This is a genomic window from Brevundimonas sp. (genome assembly GCF_035998205.1).
Classification (GTDB): Bacteria; Pseudomonadota; Alphaproteobacteria; order Caulobacterales; family Caulobacteraceae; genus Brevundimonas.
This window is the reverse complement of record NZ_DASYHT010000006.1, coordinates 14357-39799: the sequence shown is the minus strand read 5'-3', so window position 1 is coordinate 39799 and position 25443 is coordinate 14357. Positions and strand designations below refer to the sequence as shown.

The 25443-nt window shown below is 72.6% G+C and carries 26 protein-coding genes; 15 read left to right on the top strand and 11 right to left on the bottom strand.

Features of this window, described 5'->3' with window-relative positions; all coding sequences use genetic code 11:
• Position 1: 1 nt before the first annotated feature.
• From VGN74_RS10240 to fsa, 3 genes are all read right to left on the bottom strand, one after another.
• Positions 2-949, bottom strand: a complete 948-nt coding sequence (locus VGN74_RS10240; RefSeq protein WP_327447820.1) for a tyrosine recombinase XerC — start codon at positions 947-949, stop codon at positions 2-4.
• Entirely contained in the window at positions 931-1563 is a 633-nt protein-coding gene (locus VGN74_RS10235; protein WP_327449461.1) for a DUF484 family protein, read from the bottom strand. Before VGN74_RS10235 ends, VGN74_RS10240 begins: the two co-directional genes overlap by 19 nt.
• Positions 1564-1655: 92 nt before the next feature.
• A complete protein-coding gene (fsa, locus tag VGN74_RS10230) occupies positions 1656-2309 on the bottom strand; it encodes a fructose-6-phosphate aldolase (RefSeq protein WP_327447818.1) in 654 nt (217 codons plus the stop codon).
• A gap of 300 nt (positions 2310-2609) precedes the next feature.
• On the opposite strand from fsa, the gene VGN74_RS10225 reads away from it, so the two are divergent.
• The 3 genes from VGN74_RS10225 to VGN74_RS10215 all read left to right on the top strand — a co-directional run bounded on the left by VGN74_RS10225 (position 2610) and on the right by VGN74_RS10215 (position 5711).
• Positions 2610-4772, top strand: coding sequence for a primosomal protein N' (locus tag VGN74_RS10225; protein ID WP_327447816.1), 2163 nt, complete (start codon positions 2610-2612; stop codon positions 4770-4772).
• A gap of 150 nt (positions 4773-4922) precedes the next feature.
• Complete coding sequence (locus tag VGN74_RS10220; protein WP_327447814.1) at positions 4923-5321, top strand: zf-TFIIB domain-containing protein; 399 nt, start codon at positions 4923-4925, stop codon at positions 5319-5321.
• Between the two features lie 69 nt (positions 5322-5390).
• Positions 5391-5711: a 2Fe-2S iron-sulfur cluster-binding protein gene (locus tag VGN74_RS10215; RefSeq protein ID WP_327447812.1), complete on the top strand. Its 321-nt coding sequence runs from the start codon at positions 5391-5393 to the stop codon at positions 5709-5711.
• Between the two features lie 406 nt (positions 5712-6117).
• On the opposite strand, the gene VGN74_RS10210 is transcribed toward VGN74_RS10215, so the two are convergent.
• The gene (locus VGN74_RS10210) at positions 6118-7404 is read right to left on the bottom strand and encodes a UbiH/UbiF/VisC/COQ6 family ubiquinone biosynthesis hydroxylase (protein ID WP_327447810.1); all 1287 of its coding nucleotides are present in this window, start codon (positions 7402-7404) and stop codon (positions 6118-6120) included.
• A gap of 57 nt (positions 7405-7461) precedes the next feature.
• A complete protein-coding gene (locus VGN74_RS10205) occupies positions 7462-8208 on the bottom strand; it encodes an alpha/beta fold hydrolase (protein ID WP_327447808.1) in 747 nt (248 codons plus the stop codon).
• 263 nt (positions 8209-8471) lie between these two features.
• Between VGN74_RS10205 and VGN74_RS10200 the strand changes: the two genes are divergently transcribed.
• Positions 8472-9416 carry a glycosyltransferase family 9 protein gene (locus tag VGN74_RS10200; protein ID WP_327447806.1) on the top strand — a complete coding sequence of 315 codons (945 nt, stop codon included), beginning with the start codon at positions 8472-8474 and terminating at the stop codon, positions 9414-9416.
• Between the two features lie 148 nt (positions 9417-9564).
• Positions 9565-10086: a translation initiation factor IF-3 gene (gene infC, locus VGN74_RS10195; RefSeq protein ID WP_327447804.1), complete on the top strand. Its 522-nt coding sequence runs from the start codon at positions 9565-9567 to the stop codon at positions 10084-10086.
• Between the two features lie 66 nt (positions 10087-10152).
• Here the strand turns inward: infC and VGN74_RS10190 are convergent, their stop codons facing one another.
• Positions 10153-11772 carry an ATP-binding protein gene (locus VGN74_RS10190; protein ID WP_327447802.1) on the bottom strand — a complete coding sequence of 540 codons (1620 nt, stop codon included), beginning with the start codon at positions 11770-11772 and terminating at the stop codon, positions 10153-10155.
• 172 nt (positions 11773-11944) lie between these two features.
• On the opposite strand from VGN74_RS10190, the gene VGN74_RS10185 reads away from it, so the two are divergent.
• The 6 genes from VGN74_RS10185 to pheT all read left to right on the top strand — a co-directional run bounded on the left by VGN74_RS10185 (position 11945) and on the right by pheT (position 18041).
• Positions 11945-13213, top strand: coding sequence for an MFS transporter (locus tag VGN74_RS10185; protein ID WP_327447800.1), 1269 nt, complete (start codon positions 11945-11947; stop codon positions 13211-13213).
• 112 nt (positions 13214-13325) lie between these two features.
• Positions 13326-13523, top strand: coding sequence for a 50S ribosomal protein L35 (gene rpmI, locus VGN74_RS10180; RefSeq protein WP_327447798.1), 198 nt, complete (start codon positions 13326-13328; stop codon positions 13521-13523).
• A gap of 110 nt (positions 13524-13633) precedes the next feature.
• A complete protein-coding gene (gene rplT / locus VGN74_RS10175; protein ID WP_327447796.1) occupies positions 13634-13987 on the top strand; it encodes a 50S ribosomal protein L20 in 354 nt (117 codons plus the stop codon).
• A gap of 108 nt (positions 13988-14095) precedes the next feature.
• The gene (gene pheS / locus VGN74_RS10170; RefSeq protein ID WP_327447794.1) at positions 14096-15211 is read left to right on the top strand and encodes a phenylalanine--tRNA ligase subunit alpha; all 1116 of its coding nucleotides are present in this window, start codon (positions 14096-14098) and stop codon (positions 15209-15211) included.
• A gap of 2 nt (positions 15212-15213) precedes the next feature.
• Entirely contained in the window at positions 15214-15630 is a 417-nt protein-coding gene (locus VGN74_RS10165) for a hypothetical protein (protein ID WP_327447792.1), read from the top strand.
• Positions 15627-18041 (top strand): phenylalanine--tRNA ligase subunit beta, encoded by a 2415-nt coding sequence (pheT, locus tag VGN74_RS10160; RefSeq protein ID WP_327447790.1) that lies wholly within the window; start codon positions 15627-15629, stop codon positions 18039-18041. Before VGN74_RS10165 ends, pheT begins: the two co-directional genes overlap by 4 nt.
• Positions 18042-18111: 70 nt before the next feature.
• Here pheT and VGN74_RS10155 read toward each other — a convergent pair whose 3' ends face one another.
• The gene (locus VGN74_RS10155; protein WP_327447788.1) at positions 18112-18354 is read right to left on the bottom strand and encodes a hypothetical protein; all 243 of its coding nucleotides are present in this window, start codon (positions 18352-18354) and stop codon (positions 18112-18114) included.
• Positions 18355-18815: 461 nt separating this feature from the next.
• Here VGN74_RS10155 and VGN74_RS10150 point away from each other — a divergent pair, with 461 nt between their 5' ends.
• Positions 18816-19424: a DUF1134 domain-containing protein gene (locus VGN74_RS10150; protein ID WP_327447786.1), complete on the top strand. Its 609-nt coding sequence runs from the start codon at positions 18816-18818 to the stop codon at positions 19422-19424.
• 159 nt (positions 19425-19583) lie between these two features.
• On the top strand, positions 19584-19943 hold the full coding sequence (locus tag VGN74_RS10145; protein ID WP_327447784.1) for an endonuclease domain-containing protein: 360 nt from the start codon (positions 19584-19586) through the stop codon (positions 19941-19943).
• 123 nt (positions 19944-20066) lie between these two features.
• On the opposite strand, the gene VGN74_RS10140 is transcribed toward VGN74_RS10145, so the two are convergent.
• From VGN74_RS10140 to ald, 4 genes are all read right to left on the bottom strand, one after another.
• The gene (locus VGN74_RS10140; RefSeq protein WP_327447782.1) at positions 20067-20939 is read right to left on the bottom strand and encodes an SDR family NAD(P)-dependent oxidoreductase; all 873 of its coding nucleotides are present in this window, start codon (positions 20937-20939) and stop codon (positions 20067-20069) included.
• The gene (locus VGN74_RS10135; protein ID WP_327447780.1) at positions 20940-22160 is read right to left on the bottom strand and encodes an NAD-dependent epimerase/dehydratase family protein; all 1221 of its coding nucleotides are present in this window, start codon (positions 22158-22160) and stop codon (positions 20940-20942) included.
• 87 nt (positions 22161-22247) lie between these two features.
• On the bottom strand, positions 22248-23126 hold the full coding sequence (locus VGN74_RS10130) for a UTP--glucose-1-phosphate uridylyltransferase (RefSeq protein WP_327447778.1): 879 nt from the start codon (positions 23124-23126) through the stop codon (positions 22248-22250).
• An 89-nt stretch (positions 23127-23215) separates the two neighbouring features.
• Positions 23216-24334 carry an alanine dehydrogenase gene (gene ald / locus VGN74_RS10125; RefSeq protein ID WP_327447776.1) on the bottom strand — a complete coding sequence of 373 codons (1119 nt, stop codon included), beginning with the start codon at positions 24332-24334 and terminating at the stop codon, positions 23216-23218.
• Positions 24335-24452: 118 nt separating this feature from the next.
• Between ald and VGN74_RS10120 the strand changes: the two genes are divergently transcribed.
• Both VGN74_RS10120 and VGN74_RS10115 read left to right on the top strand, forming a co-directional pair.
• Entirely contained in the window at positions 24453-24929 is a 477-nt protein-coding gene (locus VGN74_RS10120; RefSeq protein ID WP_327447774.1) for an Lrp/AsnC family transcriptional regulator, read from the top strand.
• 101 nt (positions 24930-25030) lie between these two features.
• Positions 25031-25435 (top strand): hypothetical protein, encoded by a 405-nt coding sequence (locus VGN74_RS10115; protein WP_327447772.1) that lies wholly within the window; start codon positions 25031-25033, stop codon positions 25433-25435.
• The last annotated feature ends 8 nt before the right edge of the window (positions 25436-25443 follow it).

Below are 25443 nucleotides of genomic sequence, written 5' to 3'. Positions count from 1 at the left end.
GCTACGCCCGCGGGTGCGCCGCGGCATAGGCGGCGAGCAGGCGCTCGGCGTCCACCGCCGTGTACTTCTGGGTGGTCGACAGGCTGGCGTGGCCGAGCAGCTCCTGCAGGCTGCGCAGGTCGGCCCCCGCCCCCAGCAGATGGGTGGCGAAGCTGTGCCGCAGGGCGTGCGGCGTGGCGGTGTCGGGCAGACCCAGCCGCCCGCGCAGCCGCTGCACCGTGGCCTGGACGTGGCGCGGGCTTAAGGGCCCGCCGCGCCGGGCCCGGAACAGGGCGTCGGCAGGCGCTAGAACGAACGGCAGCCGGGCGCGATAGGCCGCCACCGCCTCGCCGATCTGCGGCAGCACCGGCACGATCCGCGTCTTGGCCCCCTTGCCGGTGATGCGCAGGGTGGCGCCCAGCGGCGCGTCGGCCGCCGTCAGCGACAGGGCCTCGGACACGCGCAGCCCCGCCCCGTACATCAGCGCCAGCACGGCGGCGTCGCGCGCCGCCTCCCAGGGCTCGCCGTCCGGGTCCGCCTCCGGCTCGGCCAGCAGCCCCAGCGCCTGGTCGGGGCTGACCGGCCTTGGCAGAGACGGCTTGACCCGCGGCCCGCGCACCAGGGCGAGGCGCGGGTTGGGCAGGTCCAGCCGCCGGTCGAGAAAGCCGTGAAAGCCGCGGATCGCCGCCAGGGTCTGGGCCAGGGACCGCGCCGACAGGGCGCTGTCGCCGCCGCGCCGCTCGGCCAGATGGGCGCGCAGCTCGGCCGGGGTGACGCTCGCCAGATCGGCCGCGCGCAGGACCTCCCCGCCCCGGTGCCGCTGCAGGAAGGCCAGATACAGCCGGCCGATGTGGCCATAGGCTTCCAGCGTCCGCGGGGACAGCCGCCGCTCATGCGCCAGATGGTCCAGCCAGGCGCGCAAGGCGCCGTCGGCGTCGAGGGCCGCTGTGGTCAGTCGAGGATCGGCCATCGCTCGGCCGTGCGCTCGACCACCCGGGCCACGAAGGCGACCAGCTCGCAGCCCATGTCGCGGGTGAAGCCCTCGGCCTCGCCCGAGCCGAAGGCGGCCAGGGCGGTGCGGTGCGGGGTGAAGGGGGCCATGCGGATCAGGGCCACGCTCTGCACCTCGGCCCCGGCGGCCCCGAACAGGTTCAGCCCCTCGAAGTTCGGCCCCAGCCAGTGCAGCCCGTCCTCGCCCAGCAGCTGGTCGACGCGGCCGGGCTCCAGCGCCCGCCAGCCGAACGGCACCCCCCCGGGCTTCTCCAGCGCCACCGCCGCAGCCACCAGGCCGAAGCGCGCCTGCACCGCCGCGTCCAGCCGCCGGGCCAGGTCGGCGTGGTTGCGCGATTCCATCAGATCGAGCGCGGTGACATGGGTCTGGGTCTGGGCGGCAAAGTTGGCGCGGGCCACCGCCTCGATGCGCTGCCGGGCGCCGGTCTCGCGCTCGATCGCCGCCTCCAGCCGGGTCAGGGCGGCCTTGCCGAACTCCACGACATTGCGGCCGGTGGCCTTGAGGCCCAGCTCCTCCAGCAGGGCGCGGTCCTCGACCAGCGCCTCGGGGTGAGCCTTCAGCCAGTCGCGCACGCGCGGCCAGTGCAGGCCATCATCGGCATCCGCGTCAGCCTTCGAAAAGAGGTCAGGCGAGCCGTTGGACAAGGACCTCTCCGGCAGGGTCGTTACAGGATCGACTGGCCCGTCTTGCCCCAGTCGGCGAGGAAGGCATCAAGCCCCTTGTCGGTTAACGGGTGCTTGACCAGCGCCCTGAACACGTCCGCCGGCAGGGTCGCCGCATCGGCGCCGGCAAGGGCCGCGGCCGAAACATGCGCCGGGTTGCGCAGCGAGGCGGCCAGCACCTGGGTCTCGAAGCCGTGGATGTCGTAGAGGGTGCGGATCTCTTCCAGCAGCCCCACGCCGTCGGCCCCATGGTCCTCCAGCCGCCCGACGAAGGGCGAGATGAAGGTGGCCCCGGCCTTGGCCGCCAGCATGGCCTGGGCGGCGGAGAAGCACAGGGTGACGTTGGTGCGGATGCCCTTGTCCGTGAAGGCGCGGCAGGCGCGCAGCCCGTCCCAGGTCAGGGGCAGCTTGACCACCACGTTCGGGGCGATGGCGGCGAGCTTGTCGCCCTCCTTGACCATGGTCTCGAAATCGGTGGCCACCGCCTCGGCGGAGATCGGCCCCTCGACGAGGGCGCAAATCTCGGCGATGACCTCGGCGATGTTGCGGCCCGACTTCGCGATCAGGGACGGGTTGGTGGTCACGCCGTCCACCATGCCGGTGGGAACCATGTCCTTGATGACGGCGACGTCGGCGGTGTCGAGGAAGAGCTTCATGGCGAGGGGGTTTAGCGGGCGCGCGCCGCTTCGTCGATTCCCGCGCGTGACGCTCTCCTCCCCACGCAGTGCGGAGGGGGACCGCATTTCCTCCCCACAGAGTGGGGAGGGGGACCGCGAAGCGGTGGAGGGGCCCGGTCGCCAAGGCGACCGGAGGACGGTGGAGGGGCGACGTCGCGCCCCGCTGGACAGCCCCTCCGTCTCGACGCTCCGCGTCGATCCACCTCCCCATTTCATGGGGAGGAGAACGCCGGCGCCACGCTCCCCCATACGCTTCGCTATGGGGGAGGAGAGCCTGTCATGAGGGTCGCGTCCGTGCTGGTGCCGCTGCCGGTGCCCGAGGCGTTCGACTACGAACTGCCGGACGGCATGACGGTCGCGCGCGGGACCCAGGTGGCCGTGCCGCTCGGCCCGCGGCGGCTGCGCGGGGTGGTCACCGAGGTGCGCGAGACCACCGGCTCGAACCGGCGGCTCAAGGCGGTCGAGGCGGTGCTGGATGATCCGCCCCTGCCGGAGCGCACCGTCGACTTCATCGAATGGGCCGCACGCTGGACCCTGTCGCCGCCGGGCGAGATGGCCCAGACGGCGCTGAAAGGGCTGCGCAACCCCGCCCCCCGGCCCGAGCGGCGGGTGCAGCGCGTCCCCGGCCGCGCCCCGGCCCGGCCGACCCCCGCGCGCACGGCGGCGCTGGCGGCCCTGGGCGACCGGGCCCTGCCCCCCGCCGACCTGGCCCGCGCGGCCGGCGTCTCGTCCGGGGTGATCAAGGGGCTGGTCGACGAGGGGGTGCTGGAGGTCGTCGAGGTCGCCGCCGTGGCCGCCTTCGACCCGCCCCGGCCGGACCATGCCCCGGCGCAGCTCAGTCCCGACCAGGCCGCCGCCGCCGCCGCCATGGCCGAGGGCGTGGCCGGCCGCGCCTTCGCCCCCTTCCTGCTCGACGGCGTCACCGGCTCGGGCAAGACCGAGGCCTATCTCGAGGCGGTGGCGCGCACCCTCGCCACCGAGCCCGACGCCCAGATCCTCATCCTGCTGCCCGAGATCGCCCTGACCCAGGCGCTGATCGAGCGGCTGGCCGCCCGCTTCGGCGCGACGCCGGCGGAGTGGCACTCCGGCGTCTCGCCCCCCGCCCGCCGCAAGGTGTGGGAGGCGGTCATCGCCGGGCGCTGCAACCTCGTGGTCGGGGCCCGCTCGGCCCTGTTCCTGCCCTTCGCCAACCTGCGGCTGATCATCGTCGACGAGGAGCACGACGCCTCGTTCAAGCAGGACGAGGGGCTGGTCTATCACGGCCGCGACCTGGCCGTGGTGCGGGCCCGGATCGAGGGGGCGGCGGTGGTGCTGGCCTCGGCCACCCCGTCGCTGGAGACCCTGTGGAACGCGCGGCAGGGCCGCTATCGCTGGCTGCGGCTGGGGGCGCGGCACGGCACGGCGGTGCTGCCGGACGTGGCGCTGGTCGATCTGCGCGAGACTCCGCCCGAGCGCGACCAGTGGCTGTCGCCGCCGCTGCGCACAGCCATGGCCGAGACCCTGGCGCGCGGCGAGCAGGTGCTGCTGTTCCTCAACCGGCGCGGCTACGCCCCGGTCGTCCTGTGCCGCGCCTGCGGCCACCGGCTGACGGCGCCCGACACCGACTCCTGGCTGGTCGAGCACCGCTACACCGGCCGGCTGGTCTGCCACCTGACCGGCTTCTCCATGCCGAAGCCCCGCGGCTGTCCCGCCTGCGGGGCCGAGGACAGCCTTGTCCCGGTCGGCCCCGGCGTCGAGCGGGTCGAGGAGGAGGCGAAGAGCCTGTTCCCCGAGGCGCGCACCGCCATCTTCAGCTCCGACACGGCCCCCGACGGGCGCAGCGCCCGGGCCCTGATCGAGACCATGGCCGCCGGCGGGATCGACATCCTCGTGGCCACCCAGGCGGCGGCCAAGGGGCACAACTTTCCGGGCCTGACGCTGGTGGGGGTGGTCGACGCCGACCTCGGCCTGCGCGGCGGCGACCTGCGCGCCGCCGAGCGCACCTTCCAGCTGCTGACCCAGGCGACGGGCCGCGCCGGGCGGGCCGACCGCCCCGGCCGGGCCCTGCTGCAGACCTGGACGCCCGAGCACCCGGTGCTGCAGGCGCTGGCGGCGGGCGACCGCGACGCCTTCGTCGAGGCCGAGCTGGCCGAGCGCGAACTCGCCAGCCTGCCGCCGTTCGGCCGACTGGCGGCGCTGGTCCTGTCCAGCGAGAATGTCCCGGCGCTGGAACGGACGGCGGCGGAGCTGGCCAAGGCCATTCCCAATGCCGAACGGCTGGAGGTCTATGGCCCGGCCGACGCGCCGCTGGCCCTGGTGCGCGGCCGCCGACGGAAACGTTTGCTGGTGCGGGCCGACCGCGACGTCGACCTGCAGGGCTTCCTGCGCGCCTGGCTGGCCCGGGTGAAGGTGCCGGGGTCGGTGCGCCTGGGCGTCGACGTCGACCCCTACAGCTTCCTCTAGGGCCGGCGCGACCGGGCGCGCGCATCCGGCGCCTTGAATCCGCCCCCCGGGCGCGCCTAGCGTGGGGATGCGATGCGGGCCCCTCTGGTCCGACGCCCCCCGGGGTGTCGGGCGATGTCGGATCGCCACCCCCTGCGAGAGAGGATCCCGATGCCCCTGCTGATGTGCCCCAACGACAATGCCCCGATGACCACGGTCGACCGGTCCGGCGTGCAGTTCGACATGTGCCCGACCTGCCGCGGCGTCTGGCTGGATCGCGGCGAGCTGGAAAAGCTGATGCAGGCCGCCGTCGACGAGAGCGTCGCCGCCCGCCCGGCCCCGGCTCCCGCCGCCGCGCCGCCGCCCCAGCAACCGCAGCCCCAGCCCCAGCCCCAACCCCAGCCCTGGGGCGCCACACCCCCGCCGCCGCAGCCCCGTCCGCAGCCCTGGGGCTACGGCGAGCGCGGCGAATGGGGCGAACGCGGCGAGTATGGCGAGCGCGGCGAATACGGCGAGCGGGGCTACGGCTACCGCAAGAAGCGCCCCTCGATCTTCGACATCTTCGACTAGGTTCCCGTCCGGGAGACCTGCGCGGGTCTGTACGCTTTTCTTTCCGGCGCGCCTTGCTATGAGGCGCGCATGGCGAAGATCACCTACATCGAGCACAGCGGGACCGAGCACGTCGTCGAGGTCAAGACCGGCCTGACGGTGATGGAGGGGGCGATCCGCAACAACGTCCCCGGCATCGACGCCGACTGCGGCGGGGCCTGCGCCTGCGCCACCTGCCACGTCTATGTCGACGAGGCCTTCCAGAGCGCCACCGGCCGGCCCTCGGCGATGGAGGAGTCGATGCTCGACTTCGCCGAGAACGTCCAGCCGAACAGCCGCCTGTCCTGCCAGATCCGCGTCAGCGACGACCTCGACGGCCTCATCGTCCGCCTCCCCGAAAGCCAGCACTGACGGCCCGGCTCTCCTCCCCACACAGTGGGGAGGGGGACCCTGCGAAGCCGCAGGCGAAGCAGGGTGGAGGGGCTTTCCAGATAGCATCAACGGGCCGCTTCAGCGCCGTCATCCTCGGGCTTGACCCGAGGATCGAGCCGTCCGTCGCAGATCGCCGGCCGCCCGGGGCGCCTGACCTGACCCCCGATCCTCGGGTCAAGCCCGAGGATGACGACAGTGAAGGAGCTGGCGTCGAGTCCGCTGGCCCGCCCCTCCGTCACGGCGCTGCGCGCCGCGCCACCTCCCCATTGCATGGGGAGGAGACCGCCTTTCCTCCCCATGCAATGGGGAGGGGGACCGCGAAGCGGTGGAGGGGCCCGGTCGCCAGGGCGACCGGAGGGCGGTGGAGGGGCCGACGCCCCGCCCCCTAAACCGCCTCGCCGCGCAGCAGGCGGGGCAGCTCGCCGGAGGCGCCGCCGGCCTCCTGCATGAAGGCGCGGCGCAGGGGGGCGACGCGGTTGACCACCGCCATGCCCAGGTCGCGCGCCAGCCGCACCGGCGGCAGGTCGTTGGAGAACAGCCGCACGAAGCCGTCGAACCCGGCCGCCAGCGCCACATTGTCGAAGCGCCGCCAGCGGGCGTAGCGGTCCAGCACCGCCGAGGAGCCAAGATCCTCACCGCGCCGCGCCGCCTCGACCAGCACCTCGGTCAGGGCGGCGACGTCCTTCAGCCCCATGTTCAGCCCCTGCCCGGCCACCGGGTGCACCCCGTGGGCGGCGTCCCCGACCAGCGCCGCCCGCGGCCCGGTCAGGGTCTCGGCCAGCTCCAGCGACAACGGATAGACGAAGCGCGGCCCCTCCACCGTGACCTGCCCCAGGAACTCGCCGAAGCGCCGCCGCAGGTGGGACAGGAAGGCCGCATCCGACGCCGTCTGCAGCGCCTCGGCCCGGCGCGTGCTCTCGGTCCACACCAGGCTGGCGCGGCGGTCGGTCAGGGGCAGGATGGCGAACGGCCCGTCCGGCAGGAAGTATTCGTGGGCGACATGGCCGTGGTCGTGCTCCAGCCGCACCGTGGCCACCACCCCGCTCTGGCCATAGCCCCAGCCGACCGTATTGATCCCGGCGGCGGCCCGCACCGTCGAGCCGCGCCCGTCGGCGGCCACCACCAGCGGGGCCCGCACCGCCGTCCCGTCGTCCAGCCGCGCCGCGACCCCGTCGCGCTCCAGATTGAGCTCGACCAGCCGCGCCGGGGCGCGCACGTCGACCCCGTCGCGCGCCAGGGCCTCGGCCTGGGCCAGGCGGATGCGGCGGTTCTCGATCAGATAGCCCAGCGGCTCGCCGTCGGTACGGTCGGCGATCTCGTCGGCGTCGAAGCGCAGGAAGGCCGGCGAGGGCGGGGCCGAGGCCGCGCCGGGCCGTCGGCCGTCGGTGACGAGGATGCGGTCCATGCGGCAGGCGTGCGGCGTCAGGGCCTCGCCCATGCCCAGCGCCTTCAGCATGCGGAAGGTGGAGAAGGCCACCGCCGTCGAGCGCCCGTCATAGGTCGGGGCCAGGGTCTCGGCCGGGGGCTGCGGATCGACCACCAGCGGCGTCAGGCCATGCTGCTTCAGCGCCAGCGCCAGGGTCGCCCCGGCCAGCCCCCCGCCGGCGATCAGCACATCGGGGGCCAGAACCCTGGAATTGGGCACGGCGGGGTCAGCGGCGGGCGAGGTCATGCCGCTACATCGCGCCGGAGGCCGCCGAGGTCCAGTGTCGCGTGGTCGCTGCGGCGCCTATCCGGTCACCCGGGCGCGCAGGCCCTCGACCGCCGCCACCAGCCGGTCCAGCTCGGCCGGCGCCGACAGGCGATGGTCGCCGCCGGCGATCCGCTCGAGGGTCACATCGCCGCCCTGCAGCTGCTCCAGCAGCGCCACCTGGTGCCGCCACGGCACCACATCGTCCTCGGCCCCCTGCAGGATGTGCAGCGGCGCCGCCAGGTTCAGCGGCCGGTCCAGCAGCGCCCAGTCGCGCGCCTCCTCGAAGAAGCGGGCGGTCAGCACATAGTCGCCGAGGCCCGGGTCGGCGATCAGCGCCTCGCCGTCGCGCAGGATGGCCTGGCGCTCATGGTCCGCCAGCGACGGCCACATCAGCCGGTCGGTGAAGTCCTGGGCCGGATTGACCAGCACCACCCCCGCAACCGCCTGCGGCCGCGCCTGCGCCGCCAGCAGCGCCACCCAGCCGCCCATCGAGGAGCCCACCGGGATCACCGGCCCGCCCAGATGGTCGATCAGGGCGATCGCGTCCTCGCGCCAGCGCCCGATCGTGGCCTGCCGCCAGTCGCCGGAGCTCTGGCCGTGAGCGAAGTGGTCGTAGCGGACATAGGCCCACCCCCGCGCCCGCGCCGCCGCCTCCAGCGCCAGCGCCTTGGTCCCCTCCATGTCCGAGCGGAACCCGCCGATCCACAGCACGGTCGGGCCAGCGCCCGCGACCCGCTTGAAGGCGAGGGTCTCGCCGTCCGGTCGTTGCAGATGTTCGATCATGGCCCGCGTCATAGTCTGCTCCCGGCGCGCCGCAGAGGGGCGAGCCTCTCCTCCCCCATAGCGCAGCGTATGGGGGAGGGGGACCGTCCGGAGCCCGCAGGGCGAAGGAGGGTGGAGGGGGCGAGGGCCAAAGCGCAAGGTTTGCGGGGCGGGGGCGCGGGCGGTCGCCCCCTCCACCGCCTTCGGCGGTCCCCCTCCCCCGCACGCGGGGGAGGAGAGTCGACCCCCTCCCCACGCCGTCCGGCGCAGGCTATGAGCGCGGCATGGCGCCCCAGGTCCTGTTCGTCACCTCCAACCGCATCGGCGACTGCGTCATCTCCTCCGGGGTGATCCGCGAGATCGCGCGCCAGGTCCCGGGGGCGGAGATCACCGTCGCCTGCGGCCGGCCGCCGGCGCCCTTCTTCCGGTCCGCGCCCGGGGTCGTCCGGGTCATCCCGCTCGACAAGACAAAGCTCGCCGGCCACTGGCTCGACCTGTGGCGCGCGGCGCGCACGACGCGCTGGGAGATGGTCGTCGACATCCGCGGCTCGGCCCTGGCCTGGCTGCTGCCGGCGCGCCGCCGGGTGGTCTATTCGCGCCGCTGGGAGACCGGCCAGCGCAAGGTCGAGATGGTCTCGGCCCTGATGGGCGCGCCCGCGCCGCTCGACCCGGAGATCTTCCTCGACGACCGCGCCCGGGCCGAGGCGGCGGCGGTGATCGACCCGCAGCTGGCCGCCGGTCCGGGCCCCGGGCCGATCCTCGCCCTGGCCCCCATCGCCCACCAGCCCGGCAAGAGCTGGCCGGCGGATCGCTGGGGCCAGCTGGTGGCGCGGCTGCAGGCCGAGCCGCGCTTCGCCGGCTGGCGCTTCATGCCCGTCGGCGGCCCCGGCGACCGCCCGCCCGCCACCCCGGCGCTGGAGACGGCCGGGGCGCAGGGGATCGATTTCGTCGGCAAGGGCGACATCCTCGCCTCGGCGGCGGCGATCGACCGCGCCGCCCTGTTCGTCGGCAACGATTCCGGCCTGATGCATGTGGCCGCGGCGCTGGGCCGGCCGACGCTCGGCCTGTTCGGCCCGACCGAGTGGTGGCTCTACGGCCCGTGGGGTCCGCGCACCGCCACCGTCGCCTCCAACGAGACCCGCGGCCAGTTCGCCCCGATCGAGGACCTGAGCGTGGATCATGTCCTGGCCGCGGTGCTGCGGCTGCACGACGCGCACTTTCAGGCCTGATCGGCCCGCCGCGCCTTGAAAAGACGGCCCCCGGCGGGCATATCTGCCGCCGTGGGAGGATTGGCGCACAGGCGTGCGCTTTCGCTCGCCACAACGCCGGCCACCCGCCTTTCGACCACATAAGGAAACGACGCCCATTCGCCGTCCCATGCAAGCGCCGCCCGTCAAGGATGGTCCGCGCACCAACCAGGAAATCCGCGCCCCCCGGGTCCTTCTGATCGATCAGAACGGCGAGAAGCAGGGCGTCATGCCGCTCTCCGCCGCGCTGGAAGCCGCCGAGGAAGCCGGCATGGACCTGGTCGAGATCGTCGCCACCGCCGATCCGCCCGTCTGCAAGATCCTGGACTACGGCAAGTTCCGCTTCCAGGAGCAGAAGAAGAAGGCCGAGGCGCGCAAGCGGCAGAAGGTGGTCGAGCTCAAGGAGATCAAGCTCCGCCCGAACATCGACACCCACGACTATGAGGTGAAGGCCAAGGCCATGCACCGGTTCTTCGAGGAGGGCGACAAGGTCAAGGTGACCCTGCGCTTCCGCGGCCGGGAAATGGCCCACCCCGAGCTGGGCATGAAGCTGCTCAACAAGGTGCAGGCCGACTTCGAGGAAGTCGCCAAGGTCGAGTACGCCCCCCGCATGGAAGGGCGCCAGATGATCATGATCCTCGCGCCGAAGTAGGCCGCGGAGCCCGCAAGACCCGAACGCCCCGGTCGCCCGCGACCGGGGCGTTTTCGCGTTCGGACGTCAGGCGGCGGCGACGGCGGCCGCGGTTTCGCCCGGCCCGAGCGCGCGGCGGATGGCGTCCAGCAGGGCCTGCGGCCGGATCGGCTTCTCCACCACCCCGTCCATGCCGGCGAGGCGATAACCGACGGCGTCGTGCGGATCGGCGTTGGCGGTCAGGGCGAGGATCGGCAGGCGGCCGCACGGGGCCGGAAGCTCGCGGATGGCGCGGGTCGCCGCCACCCCGTCCATGCCGGGCATCTTGATGTCCATCAGCACCAGATCGAACGGCCGCGCGCGCACCGCCGCCACCGCCGCCGCCCCGTCCTCGACGCTCTCATGGGTGCAGCCGAAGGTCTCCAGCAGCTTGCCCGCCACGAACCGGTTGGTGGCGTTGTCGTCGGCGATCAGCACATGCAGCGTCTCGTGCGGCGTCGGCGGAACCGGCTCCGGCACGGCTGCCGCCGCCCCGGCGTCGCAGACCGGCAGGGACGTCTCTAGCCAGAAGCGGGCCCCGCCCCCGTCCGGGCGCTCCAGCCCGATACGCCCGCCCATGGCCTCGACGATCTGGCGACAAATGGCCAGGCCCAGCCCGGCCCCGGCGCCCTCGCGGCCCGCCTGACCGGTGTTGAACGGCCGGAAGATCTGCTCCACCGCCGCCTCGGGCACGCCGGGCCCCGTGTCGCTGACCTCCGCGCGCAGACGCAGCCGGCCCGGCGTGTCCTCCGGCGCACCCGACAGCCGGACGCGCACCGCGCCCGCCTCCGGGGTGAACTTCAGGGCGTTGCCGATCAGATTGTTCAGCACCTGCTTCAGCCGCGCGCCGTCCGCCTCGATCCAGACGTCGCCCAGCCCGGCCGTCTCGACCCTGAAGTCGAGGTGCTTCTCCTCGGCCCTTGGCCGCCACAGGGTCTCGACGTCGCGCGCCAGGGCGTCCGGCGACACCGGCGCCGGGTCCAGCGTCAGGGCCCCGGCCTCGGCCCGCGACATGTCCAGCGCATCGGTCAGCAGCCGCAGCAGCGACTGGCCGGAATCGAGGATGGTCGCCACATAGGGCTTGAGCTCAGGCTGGATCAGCTTGCGGTCGATCAGCTCGGCCACCCCCAGCACGCCGTTCAGCGGCGTGCGGATCTCGTGACTCATGACGGCCAGAAACTCCGACTTGGCCCGGCTGGAGGCGCGGGCCTCGGCCTCCGCCCGCGTCAGCTCCTGGGCCAGGGCGGTCATCTGGTCGGCGCGCTGGCGGTACAGGGCCGAGCCGGCCTGCATCAGGTGCAGCGCCGTGCCCACCCCGACGTAGCGTCCGTGCTCGACGACGATGAACCCGCGCAGCAGGGCGCCCAGGCTGGCCGCGTCGGCCGAATGCAGCAGAGCGTCGGCGGGCGTCGAGGCCTCGGCCCGGGGGGCCCCGGCGTCCATCAGGCTCAGCACCGGCCGGCGGGCGTACAGCGCCCGGCCGAACTCCGCCGCCATGCGCAGGAAAAAGGCGTGGCGCTCGATCAGCCCCAGCGGCGCGCCGTCCTCGTCGACCACGGCGAAGGCGAGCGCGTCCGGCTCGGCCTGGAAACGGTCGAACACCTCCGCCCCGAGCGCGCTGGGGGCGACAGGGGCCAGGCGCTCGACGAAATCTCCGATGACGGCCATGGACCACCCGCACTGAACTGACGCCAGCTTGACCGCGGGCGCTTAAGAAGGACTTGCCCCAACATTAAGTTTTTGCGACGCTTTTTGGGATTTTCGTCCGCCTGCCGAGCAGGCGCATCGGTCGCGCCGGCCGCCGCTTCCGCCCGTCGCCGCATCAGCCTACAAGGGCGCCATGACCGCGCCCCGTCCCGCCGCCGCGCCGTCGGGCGCCGGCGCGCTCGGCGTCCTGTTCACCGTCGTCTTTCTGAACCTCGTCGGCTTCGGCCTGGTCATCCCGCTGCTGCCCTTCTTCGGCGAGAGCCTCGGGGCCCCGACCTGGCAGGTGACGCTGATGTTCTCGGCCTATTCGCTGGGCCAGTTCTTCGGCGAGCCGCTGCTGGGTCGCCTGTCCGACCGCATCGGCCGCAAGCCGGTGCTGATCCTGACCCTCGCCGCCAACGCCATCGGCTACCTGGCCCTGGCCTTCGCCCCCAACATCTGGGCCGCCATCGCCATCCGCCTGTTCACCGGCTTCGGCGCCGGCAATGTCTCGACGGTCCAGGGCTATGTCGCCGACGTCACCCCGCCCGAGCGCCGCGCCGGGCGCATGGGCCTGATCGGCGCCGCCTTCGGGGCCGGCTTCATCTTCGGTCCCGGCCTTGGCAGCGTCCTGACCCGGCCCGAGCTCGGCCAGCTCGGCTACCAGATCCCCCTGTTCGCGGCGGCGGGCCTCGCCACCCTCGCCCTGATCGGCGTCGCCGTCCTGCTGCGCGAGAGCCGGGCGAAGGCCGCGCCCGGCGCGCCGCGCCCGCCCTTCCTCGCCGGCCTGCGCCGCGCCCGCGCCAACCCGGTGGTGTCGCGGGTGCTGCTGGTCACCCTGATCTACATGGCCGGCTTCTCCGGCATGGAGTCGACCTTCGCCTTCTGGACCGCCGCCCGCTACGACTGGGGCGCGCGCGAGGTCGGCCTCGCCTTCATGGTCGTGGGCGTCGTCTCGGTGGTGACGCAGGGGTTACTGGCCGGCCGTCTCGCCCGTCGCTTCGGCGAGAGCCGGGTGCTGGCCGCCGGCTGTCTGCTGTTCGGGACCGGGCTGGTGGCCCAGGTGATGTCCCCGGCGGAGTCCCTGGTGGTCGTCTTCATGGGCCTCGGCGCCTTCGGCATGGCCATGACCATGCCGAACATCTCGGCCATGATCAGCCGCGCCGTCGCCCCGGACGAGCAGGGCGCCATGCTGGGACTGAACATGGCCGCCAGCTCCTCGGCGCGCATCCTCGGGCCCGTCGCCGCCGGAGCCATCTTCTCCGCGGTCGGCCACGACTGGCCCTTCCTGATCGGGGCGCTGTTCACCGTTCCGGCGGCGATCATGGCGATCAACGCCGGTCGCGCCGCCCGCCGTCTGGCCGAGGCGGAGAGCGCCGCGGGGGCCCCCGCCGCCACGCCCGACTTGCCTTCACGGGCCTGATCGCCTAGACACCGCGCCTTCGCGTCACCGGACCGCCGGGCGAACAGGCATGCCTGGGCGGTCCTCTACCCCGGCGACGGGCTCGTCCCGTCGACTGAAAAGGAACGGAAAAATGCCGAAACTGAAGACGAAGTCGGGCGCCAAGAAGCGCTTCAAACTGACGGCGACCGGAAAGGTGAAGGCGGGCGTGGCGGGCAAGCGCCACCGTCTGATCAGCCACAATTCCAAGTACATCCGCCAGAACCGCGGCACCTCGGTGATGAGCGACGCGGACGCCAAGAAGATCAAGTCCTACATGCCCTACGCCTGATCGGCGCGAGGCAGGATCGAACTTCAACCGCTCACTCAGTTTGAATTGATCCCCTCAAGCAGCGAGGCCCCGCGGGCCGAGCGGTAGGGGACTTCCGAAGGAAAAACATCATGGCTCGCGTCAAACGGGGGGTTACCTCCCACGCCAAGCACAAGAAGGTTCTGGAGCAGGCCAAGGGCTTCCACGGCCGTCGCAAGAACACCATCCGCGCCGCCAAGGCCGCGGTCGACAAGGCCGGCCAGTACGCCTACCGCGACCGCCGCAACAAGAAGCGCTCGTTCCGCGCCCTGTGGATCCAGCGCATCAACGCCGCCGCGCGCGTCGAGGGCTTCACCTACAGCCAGTTCATCAACGGCCTGACCAAGGCCGGCGTGACCCTGGACCGCAAGGTGCTGGCCGCCCTGGCCGCCGACCCGACCGGCTTCAAGGCCATCGCCGACAAGGTCCGCGCCGCCCTCGCCTGAGGCCAGGCCCCACGGACTGAAGATTTTCCCCGCACGGGAACGCCAGAAGCCCCCCGGCCCGCGCCGGGGGGCTTTTTGCTGGGCCCCGCACGCTCTAAACGACGCCCCATGACCGATCTCGCTGCGCTTGAACTCGATCTGATGACCGCCCTCGGCGGCGCGACCACCTCGGCCGAGGTGGAGGCGATCCGCGTCGCCGCCCTGGGCAAGACCGGCACGGTGTCCGGCCTGCTCAAGGGCATGGGGGCGATGAGCCCGGACGAGCGGCGCGAGCAGGGCCCGCGCATCAACGGCCTGCGCGACCGCCTGACCGCGGCGCTCACCGCCCGCAAGGCCGAGCTGGAGGCCGCCGAGCTGGACGCGAAGCTGCTGGCCGAGCGGGTCGATCTGACCCTGCCGCCGGCCCCGCGCCGCCGCGGCGCGGTGCACCCGACCATGCAGGTGATGGACGAGATCACCGCCCTGTTCGCCGAGCTGGGCTTCGCCGTGGCGGAAGGTCCCGACATCGAGGACGACTTCCACAACTTCACCGCCCTCAACTTCCCGCCCAAGCACCCGGCGCGGGAGATGCACGACACCTTCTTCCTGACGCCCGACCCGGAGACCGGCGAGCGCAAGGTCCTGCGCACCCACACCAGCCCGGTGCAGGTTCGCACCATGCGCGTCACCCCGGACAAGCCCCCGGCCAGCTGGATCGCCGCCGGCCGCGAGCCGCCGATCCGCATCATCGCCCCGGGCCGCACCTTCCGGAAGGACAGCGACGCCACCCACACGCCGATGTTCCACCAGGTCGAGGGCCTGGTGATCGACAAGGGCGTGCACATGGGCCACCTCAAGTGGACGCTGGAGACCTTCGTCGCCCGCTTCTTCGAGATGGACGCCATCGAGGCCCGCTTCCGCCCGCACCACTTCCCCTTCACCGAGCCCTCGGCGGAGATGGACATCCGCTGCGACCGTTCCGGCGGGGAGCTGAAGTTGAACCAGGGCGACAGCTGGATGGAGATCCTCGGCTGCGGCATGGTCCATCCCAATGTCCTGCGCGCCTGCGGGCTGGCCCCGGAGGAATGGCAGGGCTTCGCCTTCGGCATGGGCGTGGATCGCCTCGCCATGCTCAAGTACGGCATCCCCGACCTGCGCCCCATGTTCGAGGCCGACACCCGCTGGCTGAGCCACTACGGCTTCTCGCCCTTCGCCGCGCCCAACCTCGCCACCGGCCTGAGCTGATCATGATCACCCCCATCACCCGGCCGGTCACCCCGGCCCAGGACCTGTCCGCGACCGTGTTCGAGGACGTCGACCTCAGCCTGCCGGAGCTGCTGCTGTTCAGCGCCGCCCGCGGCGTGGCGATGATCCACGGCCGCACCTTCCGCCGCTGCCGCCTGCAGGGGCCGGCCATCCTGCTGGTGGGCGAGGACGTGACCTTCGACGGCACCAACTTCGGCGATCCGCGCGGCGACATCCGCAACCTGCTGCTGCGCCCCGAGGGGACCAAGGCCATCGGCACGGTGCCGCTGCGCGCCTGCGTCTTCGAGGGCTGCGAGTTCCACGGCGTCGGCTTCACCGGCTCGGACGCCTTCCTCGCCGAGGTGCGGGCCCTCGGCGGCCCGGGCGAGAGTCTGCCCGGCCCGGAGGGTGTGCAATGAAGTTCACCCTCTCCTGGCTGCGCGAGCATCTCGACACGTCCGCCGACGCCCACGCCGTGGCCGAGGCCATGACCCGGGCCGGGCTCGAGGTCGAGGAGGTCCATGACCCGGTTGCGGCCCTGGCCCCCTTCACCGTCGCCCGCATCGTCTCGGCCGCGCGCCACCCCAACGCCGACCGGCTGCAGGTCTGCCAGGTCGAGACCGTCGACGGCCTCAAGGAGATCGTCTGCGGCGCGCCCAACGCCCGCGCCGGCCTCGTCACCATCTACGCCCCGATCGGGGCGTACGTGCCCGGCCTCGGCGTCACCCTGGTCGAGAAGCCGGTGCGCGGCGTCGTCTCCAACGGCATGCTGTGCTCGGCCGCCGAGCTGGAGCTGGCCGACGAGTCCGACGGCATCCTCGAACTGGCCGACGACCTGGCGGTGGGCGCGCCCGCCGCTGACGTGTTCGGCGTCGAGCCGGTGATCGACTTCGAGGTCACCCCCAACCGGCCCGACTGGCTGGGCGTCGCCGGCATCGCCCGCGACCTGGCCGCCGCCGGCCTCGGCCCGCTGACCACCCCGGCGATCGCCCCGGTCCCGGGCGCCTTCCCCTGCCCGGTGTCGATCCGGCTGGACGCGCCCGAGCTGTGCCCCGTCTTCGCCGGCCGGGTCATCCGCGGCGTGCGCAACGGCCCGTCCCCGGCCTGGCTGCAGCGCAAGCTGACCGCCATCGGCCTGCGCTCGATCAACGCCCTGGTCGATGTCACCAACCTGATCTCCTATGACCGCGCCCGGCCGCTGCACGTCTATGACCTGAACAAGCTGGCGGGGACGACCCTCGTCGCCCGCGGCGGACAGGCCAGCGAAGACGGCCCCGAGCACCTGATCGCCCTCGACGGCAAGACCTATCCGCTGCACCCGCACATGTGCGTCATCGCCGACGCCGGCGGCGAGCGCCCGGTCGGGCTGGGCGGCGTCATGGGCGGCGAGTCCACCGGCTGCGACGAGGCCACCACCGACGTCTTCCTCGAGAGCGCCTGGTTCGATCCCCTGGCCACGGCCCAGACCGGCCGCGACCTGGCCCTGCACTCGGACGCCCAGTACCGCTTCGCCCGCGGCGTGGACCCGGCCTCGGTGGTCCCGGGGCTGGAGCTGGCCACGAAGCTGATCCTCGAGCTGTGCGGCGGCGAGCCCTCGGACATCACCGTCGCCGGTCAGGCCCCGGCCGACCCGGCCGGCTTCGCCTTCGACCCGGCCGTGGTCGAGCGCCTGTCGGGCCTCGCCCTGCCGCACGACCGCATCGCCGCCATCCTCGGCGACCTCGGCTTCATGGTGCAGACCGGGACGCCCTGGCGCGTCACCCCCCCGTCGTTCCGCCGCGACGTCGAGGGCCCGGCCGATCTGGTCGAGGAAGTGGCCCGCATCGCCGGCTACGACGCCCTGCCGGCCACGCCCCTGCCCGAGGTCGCGCGCCCGCCGCGCGGCGTGCTGAGCCCCCGTCAGGGCCGCATCCGCACCGCCCGCCGCGCCCTGGCCGCCCAGGGCTTCCACGAGGCCGTCACCTGGTCCTTCACCGCCCGGGCCACCGCCGTCCTGTTCGGCGGCGGCGATCAGCGTCTGGTGCTGGAGAATCCGATCGCCGCCGAGCTGGACTGCATGCGGCCGTCGATCCTGCCGAACCTGATCCAGGCGGCGGCGCGCAACGCCGCCCGCGGCCACCCGGACGTGGCCCTGTTCGAGATCGGCCCGGTCTATGCCGGCGACCGGCCCGGCGACCAGCGCACCGCCATCACCGCCCTGATCGCCCCCCACGCGCCGCGCCACTGGGCCGGTCAGGGCGAGGCGGCCCTGTTCGCCCTCAAGGCCGAGCTCTACGCCCTGCTGGAAACCCTCGGCGCCCCGGTCGCCTCGCTGCAGCTGGTCGAGGGGCAAAACCGGGAGTGGTGGCGTCCGGGCCAGTCGGCCCGCCTGCAGCTGGGCCCCAAGACCGTCGTCGCCGAGTTCGGCGCCCTGCACCCGCGCACCCTCAAGGCGCTGGACGCCTCGGGCCCCATGCTGGCCTTCGAGATCGACCTCGACGCCATCCCCGAACCCCGCGCCGGGAAGGCCGGGGGTGGAGGCAAGGCCCGCGGCCCGGCCGACCTGCCCAACCTGATGCCCCTGACCCGCGACTTCGCCTTCCTGATCGACGCCGGCAAGCCGGCCGCCGAGCTGGTCCGCGCCGTCGCCGGCGCCGACAAGACCCTGATCGCCGCCGTCCGCGTGTTCGACGTCTACCGCGGTCCGGGCGTCCCCGACGGCCAGGTCTCCCTCGCCCTCGAGGTCGTCCTCCAGCCCCGCGAGGCCACCCTGACCGAGGCCGAGATCGAGGCCCTGACCGGAAAGATCACCGCCGCCGCGGCGAAGCTGGGCGCGACGCTGAGGGGGTAGGGGGGCAGGCCTAGCGCTCACGCCTTCAGGGGCGTCACCCCGGGTTTTTCGCGGGGGGCCATGGCTGACGTTAGCCAGCCAGCGTGAAGTTGACCCGCAGATGCGGCAGCCACACGGCTTCGACCTCGGCCTCGAAGTCAGCGGCCTCCAGCTGGCGCTCGATTTCCGCCTTATCTCCCTCTCCGCCAATGACGGCCGGCGCACCGCCACGCTTCAGCGGAACGACGCCGCACCACGCACCCGCAGCGGGGATAGGGCGGCCGAGGGGGCCGTCCCAGCGGTGCCGGACAATCCAGAGCTCCCAGCCGAGCACGCCGAGACCGTCGGACCGACACGCAGTCAGAAAGGCCGGGACGTCTCGCGGATGAACGCCCAATTCCCCGTTGCCGGCGACGAACGCCCGCGCCTTTACGTGGACGGGGAGTGAAGGCGGGGATGTCATCCGGGCAGAGTGGGCGCGAGCGTCCCTGTCCGCAATGCCCAACAGGCCCCGCCTTACCCCCTCACCCTTTCGCGCGGCCGGTCGCCCTTGCGGGCTCCCGGGCGCTCAAGCCCTCTCCCCATGGGAGAGGGGGCGCACCGTGTCGTGCGCCGCGCCCCCGCCTCTCGCCACTCGCCACTCGCCACTCGCCACCAATCACGCCCCGCCCGCCCCGCCCCCCGGCAACCCCCCGTTAACCTTGCCGCCGCAAGGCTGACTCAAAGGCCAGCGACGGTGAGCGTCTGCGCCCGCGCGAGTCGGGCGGACCGTCCCTCGCCTCCGGAGCCGTCGCCATGCACCGTCGCCAGCTGATCCTCACCGGGCTCGCCGCCGCCCCGGCCCTCGCCATGGGGGCCTGCGCCACCCGTCCGGCCGCCAACCCCAACTATCCGGTCGGGTCGGACCGCACCGCCCGCGCCTATTCGGCCGAGGAGCTGATCGCCGCCGGCTCGCGCGAGCTGGGCATCGCCGCCGAGGCCGTGGGCGGGGCCATCGAGCGCATCTTCGCCGACCAGGGCGACAGCCCGACCGCCTACATCGCCGGCGAGGAGGCCTCGGGCGCCGCCGTGATCGGGGCCCGCTACGGCCGCGGGGCCCTGCACATGAAGGACCTCAGCGCCTCGCAGGAGGTGTTCTGGCAGGGCGCCTCGGTCGGCTGGGACGTGGGCGGCAACGCCAGCCGCGTCTTCACCCTGGTCTACGGCCTCTACCACCCCGACATGCTCTACCGCCGCTATCCCGGCGTGGAGGGCTCGGCCTATCTCGTCGCCGGCCTCGGCGTGAACTACCAGCAGGCCGACGGCATCATCCTGGCCCCCATCCGCACCGGGGTGGGCCTCAGGCTCGGCGCCAACGTCGGCACCATGAGCTACAGCCGCCAGCGGAACATCCTGCCGTTCTGAGGGGGTAGTCAGTAGGGGTAGGCGTTAGGGCGCCTTCCCTACCCCTACCAACTACCGCCTACCCTCTCCCACAGGGAGAGGGCTTGAGCGCCTGAGCGCGCAGCGCTCAGCCTTGCGCGAAAGGGTGAGGGGTTACAGGGTCTGCCGGGAGGGCGTGACATGGCCCATCGCGAGGTTCGCACCGGCCGGGCGAGAGCGTTGCGCCAGAGCGCGACGTTCGCCGAGGACAGGCTGTGGCAGGCGCTGCGCGGCGGCCGCCTCGCAGGTCACAAGTTCCGCCGCCAGTTCGGCATCGGCCGCTACTTCGCCGACTTCGCCTGCGAGAAGCTCCGGCTCGTCATCGAGCTCGACGGCGGGGTGCACGATGACGAGGCGCAGGCGCTGAAGGACTACGGGCGCCAGCAGGAGATCGAGGCGCTCGGCTGGACCGTGCTGCGCTTCCGCAATGAGGAGGTGACCGGCGATCTGGCGGGGGTGCTGGCCCGAATCGCCGGTTTCGCGAACCTGGCGAGGTCGTAACCCCTCACCCTTTCGGCTTCACGCATCGCTGCGCTCTGCGAGCCTCAAGCCCTCTCCCTGTGGGAGAGGGTAGGGGTAGGCGTTAGGCGGTAGGGGAGCGCCCCTACCCCTACCGACTACCGCCTACCCCTCCGCCCGGATCACCGCCTCCACCCCCTCGCGCCAGGTCGGGTGCGCCGGGCGCCAGCCCAGTTCGGCCTTGGCGCGGGCGTTGGAGACGCGCTTGGAGTCCAGATAGAAGCGCCGCATGGCCTCGGACACCGACGGGTCGGTCCAGTCGACCTCGGGCGGCAGGGGCAGGCCCAGCCGGCGCGCGGTCCATTCCAGCACCACATCGGCCGGGGCCGGGGCGTCGTCGACCAGATTCCAGGCGCGACCGGGGTTGGGCCGGGCCATGGAGGCGAACAGGCCGTCGACGGCGTCGTCCACGTAGATGCGGTTGAAGATCTGCCCCGGCTTCCTCACCAGCCGCGCCGTCCCCTCGCGCAGCCGCTCCACCGGCGAGCGGCCGGGACCATAGATGGCCGGCAGGCGGAACAGCTGCACCGTCAGCCCCATGCCGCGGCCGGCGTCCAGCCAGCCGCGCTCGGCCTCGACCCGCCGCGCCCCCTCCAGCGCCGCGGCGTTGAGCGGATCGTCCTCGAAGGCCCAGCCGCCGTCGCGGTCGCCATAGACCCCGGTGCTGGAGATGTAGCCGATCCAGTCGGGATAGGCGCCCGCCTGCGCCAGGGCCGGGACCAGCGCCCTGAGGCCGGGACAGCCGTCAGCGTCCGGCGCCGCCGTGATCAGGATGGCCGAGGCCCCGGCGACCGCCGCCTGCAGCGCCGCCGGATCGGCCGGGTCGACCGCCGCGTGCCCGGCGGCCTCGAGGCTCGCCCGCGTCTGCGGATCGCGCGAGGTGCCGGCCGCAGCCCGGCCGCGGGCGCGCGCGGCGTCCAGCGCCCGCCGGCCCAGATAGCCGGCGCCGAAGACCAGCAGCGGCCCGGCTGAGGCCACTCAGCCCGCCTTGCGCGCCGCCGGGGTCACCGCCACCGGGTCGGTCGCCGCGGCCGCGCGGGCGGCGTTCCAGTGCGACACGCACGGCACCTTGGTCAGGTCGGCCCGGTGGGCGTAGCGGCGGGCGATCTCGGTCACATCGGCCATCAGCCCCTCGGCCAGGGTGATCGGCTTCAGGCCCAGGTCGCGGAACTGGTCGTTGGCTACCACCAGCTCGTTCTCGTCGGCTTCCTGACGCGGGTTGGGGACGTTGTGGACCTCCGCCCCGGTCATGTCGGCGACCATCTGCGCCAGGTCGCGCACGCGCCGGCTCTCGGTCATCTGGTTGAGGATCTTGACCCGTTCGCCGCGCCTCGGCGGGTTCTTCAGCGCCAGCTCGACGCAGCGCACCGTGTCCTGGATGTGGATGAAGGCCCGCGTCTGGCCGCCCGAGCCGTGCACGGTCAGCGGATAGCCGACCGCCGCCTGCATCAGGAAGCGGTTCAGCACCGTGCCGTAGTCGCCGTCATAGTCGAAGCGGTTGATCAGCCGCTCGTCCTTGCGGGTCTCCTCGGTCTGCGCCCCCCAGACGATGCCCTGGTGCAGGTCGGTGATCCGGAGGCCGTCGTTCTTGGCGTAGAACTGGAACAGCAGGGCGTCCTGGGTCTTGGTCATGTGGTAGATCGAGCCCGGGTTCGGCGGGAACAGGATCTCCTGCTCGGCCGGGCCGAAGTCGGTGTCGACCGTGACCTTCAGATAGCCCTCGGGAATGCGCAGGCCGGCGGTGGTGTAGCCGTAGACGCCCATGGTCCCGAGGTGGGCCAGGTGCACGTCCAGCCCGCTCTCGACGATCGCCGCCAGCAGGTGGTTGGTGGCGTTCAGATTGTTGTCGACGGTGTAGAGCTTGTGCCGGGCCGACTTCATCGAATAGGGCGCGGCGCGCTGCTCGGCGAAGTGGACCACGCTGTCGGGGCGCTCGGTGCGGATCAGCTCGACCAAGCGGTCGAACTCCTTGCCCACCGTCATGTTGACGAAGCCGATGTCCCGGCCGGACACCTCTTTCCAGGCGGCGATGCGCTCGCCCATCGGCCGGATCGGCGTCAGGGACTGAACCTCCAGCTCGTTGTCGATGTTCCGGCGGCTGAGGTTGTCGACGATCGTCACGTCCCAGCCGCGGGCCGACAGGTGCAGGGCCGTGGGCCAGCCGCAGAAGCCGTCGCCGCCCAGGATCAACACGCGCATGTCTTCAGTTTCCTCGCCTTGTCGTTCCCCTGTGCCTAGCCGAAGGCGGAGACCGGCGAAACCCGGTCTCCTCCGGTCATGGCCGCGTCACAGCAGCGCCGCCACCGCCTCGCGCGCCGCCGCGCCGAGGTCCGGGCGCTTCAGGGCCAGAGCCACATTGGCCCGCAGCAGGCCGATCTTGTCGCCGCAGTCGTGGGTCACGCCGGCGTATTCCACCGCGGTGAAGGGCTGGGTCGCCATCAGCCGGGCCATGGCGTCGGTCAGCTGGATCTCCCCGCCGGCGCCCGGGTCCTGGTCGGCCAGCAGGTCGAAGATCTCCGGCTGCAGCACATAGCGGCCGGCGATCGACAGGTTCGACGGGGCCGTGCCCGGCGCCGGCTTCTCGACCATGCCCTTCATGCGGATGCGGGCGCCGTCGCGGCTCTCCGGGTCGACGATGCCGTACTTGTGGGTCTGGTCCTGCGGCACCGCCTCGACGCCGATGACATTGCCGCCGGTCTCGCCATAGGCGTCCAGCAGCTGCTTCAGCGCGCCCGGCTCACCGTCGACGATCACGTCCGGCAGCAGCACGGCGAAGGGCTCGCGCCCGACGATGTCGCGGGCGCACCACACGGCGTGGCCCAGCCCCTGCGGCGACATCTGGCGGGTGAAGCTCATCTCGCCCGGGACCGGCAGCTCGCCGGTCAGCTGGTCGAGGATGTCGGTCTTGCCCTTGGCCTTGAGCTGGGCCTCCAGCTCGACCTGGTGGTCGAAATAGTCCTCGATCGCCTGTTTGAAGCGGCCCGTGACGAAGACGATGTGCTCGATGCCCGCCTCGCGCGCCTCGGCCACGATGTAGCTGAGGATCGGCCGGTCGACGACGTTGAGCAGTTCCTTCGGCGTGGTCTTGGTGCCGGGCAGCACGCGGGTGCCGAGGCCGGCGACCGGCAGCACGGCCTTGCGGACGCGGGGGGGCGACTGGGTCATGACAATCCTGAACAGCGGGGAGACGCGTAACCTAACGCAAGCGCTGCGGTTCCGTCGCCCCCCGCCTTCAGGAAATCAGCGACCCGGGATCAGCCGTGCGGCCAGACGCCGAACGGGTCGCTCCAGTCCAGCCCCAGCGCCTGGGCCACCGCCGGATAGGTGATCTGGCCCTTCAGGACGTTCAGGCCGCGCGCCAGGTGCGGGTCGCGCTTCAGGGCGTCCAGCCCGTGATCCGCCAGCGCCAGGCCGAACGGCAGGGTCGCGTTGTTCAGCGCCTCCGAGCTGGTGCGCGGCGCGGCGCCGGGCATGTTGGCGACGCAGTAGTGCACCACCCCGTCGACCACATAGGTCGGGTCCTCGTGGGTCGTGGCCCGGCTGGTCTCGAAACAGCCGCCCTGGTCGATGGCCACATCGACCAGCACCGAGCCGGGCTTCATCGCCTTCAGGTGCTCGCGCTTGACCAGCTTGGGCGCCTCGGCCCCCGGCACCAGCACCGCGCCGATCACCACATCGGCCTTGAGCAGCTCCTCCTCGATCGCGCCGATCGAGGAATAGCGGGTGATGACCCGGCCGCCGGTCAGCTCGTCAATCTCGCGCATGCGCGGGATCGAGCGCTCCAGCACCACCACCTCGGCGCCCAGCCCCATGGCCATGCGCGCCGAGTTCATGCCGACCACGCCGCCGCCCAGCACCAGCACCCGGGCCGGCGCCACGCCCGGCACGCCGCAGAACAGCAGGCCCATGCCGCCGTTGTGCTTCAGCAGCGTCTCGGCCGCCGAGAACACGGCGATGCGCCCGGCCACCTCGGACATGGGCGCCAGCAGCGGCAGGCCGCCGCGCGCATCGGTCACCGTCTCATAGGCCACGGCGGCGCAGCCCGAGGCCATCAGCCCCTTCGTCTGCTCCGGATCGGGCGCGAGATGCAGATAGGTGAACAGGATCTGGTCCTCGCGCAGCCGCACCCACTCGCTCGGCTGCGGCTCCTTCACCTTGACGATCATCTGGGCCCCGGCGAACACCGTGGCGGCGTCGGGGGCGAGGCTCGCGCCCGCCTTGACGAAGGCCTCGTCGGTGAAGCCGGCGCCGAGGCCGGCCCCGGTCTCGACCGTCACCTCGTGGCCGCGCGCCACATATTCGCGCACGGCCGTCGGGGTCAGGCCGACGCGGTGCTCGTTGGTCTTGATTTCCTTCGGTACGCCGACGCGCATGGCGTCCTCCCTGGCTGTTCTGTTTGGGCGCAGGATACGCCCGCAGCGAACGCAGGTTCGTGCTTCTTTCAGCGGCCGCTCGCCGCTATCTTCGCAGAATCTGCGAACGGAGCGCCCGATGAAGACCGTTTCCGCCGTCGAGCTGGACGCCGTCGACCGCCGCATCCTGCGCCTGCTGCAGGCCGACGGGCGCATGACCAACGCCGACCTGGCCCGTCAGGTCGCCCTGTCCGAGAGCGCCTGCCTGCGCCGGCTCAAGGCGCTGGAGGCCTCCGGCGTCATCGCCCGCTACGCCGCGGTGATCGCCGAGCGCGCGGTCGGCCTGCCGATCAGCGTCTTCGTCACCGTCACCCTCGCCTCCCAGGCCGAGGCCGCCCTGACCGCCTTCGAACAGGCCGTCGCCGCCGTGCCGGAAGTCATGGAGTGCTATCTGATGACCGGCGGCTCGGACTATCTGCTGCGGCTGGTGGTGCGCGACGTCGACGACCTCGAGCGCCTGCACGCCAAGGCCCTGACCCGCCTGCCCGGCGTCAACCGCGTCTCCTCCTCCGTGGCCATGCGCACCGTGGTCAAGCGCGCGGCGCTGCCGGTGTAGGGGCGTCCTGATTTCAGATGATCGTCACCCCCGGGCTTGTCCCGGGGGCCCACCGTTCCGCCGGGCGCGATCCGGGGCTGTCTGTGGTAGAATGGCGGGCCATGAGCGTTCACGAGACCGCCGTCCGGACCGACCGCGCGCCCACGCTCGACGAGGAGCTGCGCGCGCTGGGGGAGGAGGACGTCTTCGAGATGGCCAACCTCGACGAGGCCATGACCGGCGTTCCCGGGGTCATCACCATCACCACCGCCATGGGCGATCGGGGACCACGGGTGAAGGTCTATCTGAAGAAGGGCCGTGATCAGCCCGGCGCCTCCCTCTCCATCGGACCGAACCCGAGCGTTCTGGCCAGCAGCCTCGACGAGCGCGATCTGGCCCGGATCGCCCCGCAGGCCCTCGCCTGGGTGGCGCTCAACCACGAGGCCCTGACGACGTTCTGGTTCGAGGGCGAGAGCCTCTGCGTCGATGAGCTCCTCGCATTCTGCCGCAGCCTGAAGAAGGCCTGAGGCCAGGC

Bases quoted from the DNA above. Each gene is read 5' to 3' on its own strand.
- VGN74_RS10240 (WP_327447820.1), bottom strand. From the start codon at position 949: ATGGCCGATCCTCGACTGACCACAGCGGCCCTCGACGCCGACGGCGCC.
- fsa (WP_327447818.1), bottom strand. From the start codon at position 2,309: ATGAAGCTCTTCCTCGACACCGCCGACGTCGCCGTCATCAAGGACATG.
- VGN74_RS10225 (WP_327447816.1), top strand. From the start codon at position 2,610: ATGAGGGTCGCGTCCGTGCTGGTGCCGCTGCCGGTGCCCGAGGCGTTC.
- VGN74_RS10220 (WP_327447814.1), top strand. From the start codon at position 4,923: ATGCCCCTGCTGATGTGCCCCAACGACAATGCCCCGATGACCACGGTC.
- VGN74_RS10215 (WP_327447812.1), top strand. From the start codon at position 5,391: ATGGCGAAGATCACCTACATCGAGCACAGCGGGACCGAGCACGTCGTC.
- VGN74_RS10210 (WP_327447810.1), bottom strand. From the start codon at position 7,404: ATGACCTCGCCCGCCGCTGACCCCGCCGTGCCCAATTCCAGGGTTCTG.
- VGN74_RS10205 (WP_327447808.1), bottom strand. From the start codon at position 8,208: ATGATCGAACATCTGCAACGACCGGACGGCGAGACCCTCGCCTTCAAG.
- VGN74_RS10200 (WP_327447806.1), top strand. From the start codon at position 8,472: ATGGCGCCCCAGGTCCTGTTCGTCACCTCCAACCGCATCGGCGACTGC.
- infC (WP_327447804.1), top strand. From the start codon at position 9,565: ATGCAAGCGCCGCCCGTCAAGGATGGTCCGCGCACCAACCAGGAAATC.
- VGN74_RS10190 (WP_327447802.1), bottom strand. From the start codon at position 11,772: ATGGCCGTCATCGGAGATTTCGTCGAGCGCCTGGCCCCTGTCGCCCCC.
- VGN74_RS10185 (WP_327447800.1), top strand. From the start codon at position 11,945: ATGACCGCGCCCCGTCCCGCCGCCGCGCCGTCGGGCGCCGGCGCGCTC.
- rpmI (WP_327447798.1), top strand. From the start codon at position 13,326: ATGCCGAAACTGAAGACGAAGTCGGGCGCCAAGAAGCGCTTCAAACTG.
- rplT (WP_327447796.1), top strand. From the start codon at position 13,634: ATGGCTCGCGTCAAACGGGGGGTTACCTCCCACGCCAAGCACAAGAAG.
- pheS (WP_327447794.1), top strand. From the start codon at position 14,096: ATGACCGATCTCGCTGCGCTTGAACTCGATCTGATGACCGCCCTCGGC.
- VGN74_RS10165 (WP_327447792.1), top strand. From the start codon at position 15,214: ATGATCACCCCCATCACCCGGCCGGTCACCCCGGCCCAGGACCTGTCC.
- pheT (WP_327447790.1), top strand. From the start codon at position 15,627: ATGAAGTTCACCCTCTCCTGGCTGCGCGAGCATCTCGACACGTCCGCC.
- VGN74_RS10150 (WP_327447786.1), top strand. From the start codon at position 18,816: ATGCACCGTCGCCAGCTGATCCTCACCGGGCTCGCCGCCGCCCCGGCC.
- VGN74_RS10145 (WP_327447784.1), top strand. From the start codon at position 19,584: ATGGCCCATCGCGAGGTTCGCACCGGCCGGGCGAGAGCGTTGCGCCAG.
- VGN74_RS10135 (WP_327447780.1), bottom strand. From the start codon at position 22,160: ATGCGCGTGTTGATCCTGGGCGGCGACGGCTTCTGCGGCTGGCCCACG.
- VGN74_RS10130 (WP_327447778.1), bottom strand. From the start codon at position 23,126: ATGACCCAGTCGCCCCCCCGCGTCCGCAAGGCCGTGCTGCCGGTCGCC.
- ald (WP_327447776.1), bottom strand. From the start codon at position 24,334: ATGCGCGTCGGCGTACCGAAGGAAATCAAGACCAACGAGCACCGCGTC.
- VGN74_RS10120 (WP_327447774.1), top strand. From the start codon at position 24,453: ATGAAGACCGTTTCCGCCGTCGAGCTGGACGCCGTCGACCGCCGCATC.
- VGN74_RS10115 (WP_327447772.1), top strand. From the start codon at position 25,031: ATGAGCGTTCACGAGACCGCCGTCCGGACCGACCGCGCGCCCACGCTC.